The 3,938-nt window shown below is 58.1% G+C and carries 2 protein-coding genes and 2 pseudogenes; 1 reads left to right on the top strand and 3 read right to left on the bottom strand.

Annotated elements, in window-relative coordinates; translation table 11 throughout:
• Positions 1–17: 17 nt before the first annotated feature.
• Positions 18–257: pseudogene (locus COGEMETH_RS23930) on the top strand (IS3 family transposase); the annotation flags it as partial.
• Between the two features lie 424 nt (positions 258–681).
• Here COGEMETH_RS23930 and COGEMETH_RS23925 read toward each other — a convergent pair.
• The 3 genes and pseudogenes from COGEMETH_RS23925 to COGEMETH_RS23915 all read right to left on the bottom strand — a co-directional run.
• Complete coding sequence (locus COGEMETH_RS23925) at positions 682–2,238, bottom strand: S1C family serine protease (RefSeq protein ID WP_238185178.1); 1,557 nt, start codon at positions 2,236–2,238, stop codon at positions 682–684.
• A 605-nt stretch (positions 2,239–2,843) separates the two neighbouring features.
• Positions 2,844–3,008: pseudogene (locus tag COGEMETH_RS23920) on the bottom strand (transposase); the annotation flags it as partial.
• 693 nt (positions 3,009–3,701) lie between these two features.
• On the bottom strand, positions 3,702–3,938 hold a 237-nt coding region (locus tag COGEMETH_RS23915; protein ID WP_238185177.1), incomplete at its 5' end, for a hypothetical protein.

The following is a 3,938-nucleotide window of genomic DNA, read 5'->3' as shown; positions in this document are numbered from 1 at the left end:
CTGAGTCAGTGCACTAGGTCGGCAGCGTCGGCGACTCCTAAGACAATGCCCTTGGCGTGGACGATCAAAGGCCTGTTCATGGCCGAGGTGATCCATCGGCGCGGGCCATGGCGCTCCTTCGAGGCGGTCAGTTCGCCACGCCTGACTGGGTCGACTGGTACAACACATGCCGCTTGCTCGAACCGATTGGCAACGTGCCTCCAGCCGAGGCCGAAGCGCGTTACTTTGCTCAGATCGAAGGCCAAGCCTTGGCCGCGCAACTCAAACCAAATGGCCTCTGGAAGACCGGGTGCGGTTCACTGGTCATGTTCTGTGGACTCCTGGCGCTCAGCGCCGGCATCGTTGTGCTCTTCAACGACTATCGCCGGTGGCAGGAAGGCGCAAAGGACACCCTGATCCCGTGGGATAAGTGTTGGCCGGCGATCCAGGCCACGCTCAACGCCCTGCAGCGTCTCTGGGAGGGCTTCGACCGGGTCCATGACCGTGCATGGCTCTTCGTAGTAGTCGCTGATGCCATAGTCATCGACGCTGCAAGTTGCAGCCAACGTCGACACTGGCGTTAGCGTGACCGCGATGATGAGGGCGAGGATTGGAGACCGCATCCTGCACGAATGCGGTAATGCCCGGATTTTTGCAAGGTCTGGCCGAGGGCCGCTTTGGGCCGCCGCTACGCCGCAATCATCACTGGCATGCAACAAAGCCTGTGACCTGCTTCGCCGCCTCGGCGATGTCGGCTGGGTCTCGCTTTTCGCCGGTGGCCGAGCCCAAATCAACCTGAACGCTGTTGGTTTCTAAGAACGAAAGCGCGGTCGTTGCTTTGAGCGCGAAGTTGACGTTCTGGGGCACATCGCCGGTCAGCGAAGCCATCTTCATGACGTTGAGCTTCGACGAGACGACACCGATAGCGTTGCCCCAGTAGTCTAGAAGCGGGCCGCCCGAGTTTCCGCTCTGGACCGGCACCTGAATCTGATAGTAGCGGCTGTCGTCGTTGATCCCTGCGAGCGCCGTGACGTTGCCAAGCGTGAAGTTGCCGGACGAGGCCAGCACATCGGTATGCGGATAGCCGAAAGCGGCTGCCGATTCGCCTAGGCGCACTCCAGCGCGGAGCTTCAGGAACTTGCCCTCCGTGATGCCCTCGACGGTCAGAAGCGCAAGGTCGTTGTTCGCGTCGGTTGCATCGACCCGGGCTTTGCGCGCGGAGCCGTCGCTCAATTTCACGGCGACTGCCGAGCAGCCCTTGATGACGTGGGCGTTGGTCAGCATCTTGCCTCCCGCGGTCACGAAGAATCCGGTGCCAGTCTTGATGCCCTTCTCTTCCTCCACCTTGGGTGCCGGAGCAGGAGGCGTCACAGGGGCGGGCTTCGGCTCGACCTTGGGCTCCGGTGCGGCGCTCGGAGGTATCGCCGCGAACTGAGTAGGCGGCTCGACGCGAGTCGTGGGCTGGACGGGGGCGGTAGCTTGGGCAATCGGCGCGCCTGAGCGGTCATAGCCCGGCGGCTGGATCATCGGACGCCCGTTCATCACCGAACCGAGCGAGGCCGACATCAAAACGGCCACGCGCTCGCCCGAAACCTCGCCCTGGGCGGTGTTCCAGAACAGCGTAAAGCCAAGGATGCCGCTGCCATCCTGATGATAGCGCGTGTACTGATCCGTACCTTCGCTCGTTGTGGCTGAGATTACGAACCAACCTTCTTTGAAGACCTTGTAGTGAATCGTGGTGCGGTTGCGGACCATTTTCTCGACGAGGTCCTGGTAAGCCTGCTCGACGAAGACGTTTTCGAAGTAGTTGTATCCGACCTTGAGCCTGCCCCCCGGATCGTCGAGGCTGATGCCATTCTTACTCGGCACCCGGCGCAACCCCATCCCGAAGGGCATCCAGATCTGGGCGCCCTTGACCGGATGGGATGTCGGCCGGAAGTCCCACATCCTCAGCATCGGCGCAGCGGCGTCGAAGAGCTTGTCCATCACATTTTTCGTGAGCATGCCGTCGATGTGGCTGAAGCGGCCGTCGGCCTCGAAGCGATTGATTGCTTCAAAGGTTCGCAGGCTGAAGCGCTCGGTCGGAACCACATTCTGGTAGCCAGCAGCGATCAGCAGTACCTGCGCCGCAATCCGGTCCTCGAAACTGGAACTGTTAAAGTAGGCCTCGGCTCGATAGAACTCTGGGGCGCGGTAAGTCTGAGCGGAGGCAGGCAGCACGAGAATGCAGGCTACGACGGAAGGCAGAACGGATCGCATCGGAGGCTCCAGGCAGACAACCTTGTGTGTGCCTCAGTGAGGATATGTGTCAATCAATATCAGCACGGACCAGTGTCGTTTGAAACTAGATAGGTCGCCGCATCCCCAATAACTGATTGTTCATACATACCTACGGCTAACAAATCTTATCGTCGATACGTTCGCTATTGCAAAGCACTGCTCATTTGGTGGCGAGTTGTCATCTTGAGCCAGCCGCACGCTCGCGGAGTATCCGCTGTCAGTAAAAATATTTACAACGTAGATTGATGACGAAGGAAATAAGGTAGATTACCTATTTTTTCCATAAGCGCAAATTTCGGCCGTGCACTCGGGCGGATTGGCGGCGAATCTTGAACGAAGTCGAACAGGCGTTCAAGTAAACAAATTGGAGGCAGATGGCCAGCGGCATCGTCTCAAGTCACCGCGTTAGCAGGCTCGGGTCACTCGGCGGTCCAAAGCAGACCCATGCGTCAGCGCATGTAGCCGCCTTTCGTTGGGTGAAACGGTGCTGCATCTCGGTTATCGCCGACTGAAGCTCCGGCGTGGCCTGACGTCCGTAGAGCTGCTCCCGCCTCACGTTCGCGGACGCCAGCAGAGCTGCAAGCCTTCTCCAGGTACAGACAGGCGTTGACCATCTCCCGCAGGTCTGCCGTCAACGGATCGTAGCCCGACAGCAACGGCGCTACCGTTGCCCACTGCGCGTCTGTCAGGTCGCTCGGATAACGACCGCCTCGGTCCCGGTATCTCTCCCGATCCGCCTCCGTCCACATCGGCTTCTCCTCCGGAAGCCAACGCCCGAGTGTCCAACTCAGCCAAACAGGCTCGCAGCTTCCTCCCCATTTTCGAGGGTGGAGGTGTGGAAGTACAATACTAAATTTAAGCTGGTCATCATATACAAGGGGAATTTACGATTCGACCTCCAATCCATACACCATCGGATGGAAGTTCACGGCCGTGGAGGAACAGGTGGCGAAAAGAATAATTTTTTGTCTCCTCTTGGCATTCTCAAATTATTGGGCGATCCTTAGAATTCTATCGTTCAGTAGATTTCCTATCTATCAGTTTTCTACCTAATGCAACGCACAAATATTTTGCCGTCGACTTGCATCCGCGTCGGACCTTTCATGGTCCATGTTTCTGCGCGCCGCTCAGCATTTTGATTTTTCGTGTAATCCTCCCAGAACTCGTGACATTGTAACGACACCCGAGTTGTCTGGTTCGTTGTGTTCGAGCTCAGTATCTTACAGTGCCACTCGTACCTGTCGGCAAGTGATCCTCCTTTGGCATTAAGATCGATCAACAACCGAGAGTTCGGGCCATCCTCATCTCGACACTCCTTGTCGTTATGGGCCCAGACGCCCTCAAAAGCTTCTCGTGCCTGAACGACGCCTCCCAAGCCGATGAAGGCGGTCAGGGCTGCGACTACAAGATGGCGGCGCATGAAAATCGATCCCGGCTTTACGTCAGCGTTTCATTGCACGGTTTCGAGCCGTTACCAGGACGTCGTCCGGACGGTTCAGCGTAATCTGATCGGCCTCGTCGTCTAGTGGGCCGGAGTACCCGAACTTACGGGTGAGGACGGCGAAGCCTGAGCCGGCTGCTCCCGTTTGTAAGGGACTTACCCCGTGGCATGCCACAAAATAGGCGATGGTGCTCGACATACCTGTGATCGGCCCCCACCAGGTGGTCCAAGGGTAAAG

This window comes from Methylobacterium trifolii (assembly GCF_022179685.1).
Classification (GTDB): domain Bacteria; phylum Pseudomonadota; class Alphaproteobacteria; order Rhizobiales; family Beijerinckiaceae; genus Methylobacterium; species Methylobacterium trifolii.
Note: the sequence above shows the minus strand (reverse complement) of the source record. Positions and strands in the feature narration are given on the sequence as shown.

Coding starts and splice junctions, on each gene's coding strand:
- COGEMETH_RS23925 (WP_238185178.1), bottom strand. CDS start 2,238: ATGCGATCCGTTCTGCCTTCCGTCGTAGCCTGCATTCTCGTGCTGCCT.